Origin of the sequence: Massilia sp. 2TAF26 (genome assembly GCF_052115005.1) — a bacterium.
Classification (GTDB): Bacteria; Pseudomonadota; Gammaproteobacteria; order Burkholderiales; family Burkholderiaceae_D; genus Telluria.
In genome coordinates, this window is the sequence record NZ_JBFRFV010000141.1 from 1 (window position 1) to 384 (window position 384).

1 protein-coding gene is annotated in these 384 nt (G+C 67.7%); it reads right to left on the minus strand.

Annotation, left to right across the window (positions count from 1 at the left end; translation table 11 throughout):
- The coding region (locus tag AB4Z32_RS27845) for a CoA transferase (protein ID WP_442125032.1) at positions 1–384 on the minus strand (384 nt) is incomplete at both ends.

Consider the following 384-nt stretch of genomic DNA (forward strand, 5'->3'; position numbering starts at 1 on the left):
AGGCGCACCGGCTGCGTCGCCCAGCGTGGGCGGAATGCCCTGCTGCGGCGCCAGCGACAGCAGGCCACTTAACGCCACGTAATTCAGATCGTGCCCCGCTGCCTGCGCCAACGGACCATCCTGTCCCCAGCCCGTCATGCGTCCATATACCAGGCGCGGATTGACTTCCGCGCAGTGCGCAGGACCCAGTCCAAGGCGCTCCATGACACCGGGCCGGTTGCCTTCAATCAGGCCATCGGCTTGCGCCAGTAGCGCCAGCGCGCGCCGAACATCTGCCGCATCTTTCAGATTCAAGGCCAGCTCCGTCTTGCCCTCGGCTAGCGGACGCTTGCCATCGCCGCCGAGCAGGCCAGCAACGAGGCCCGCGCCGGGACGCACCACCAG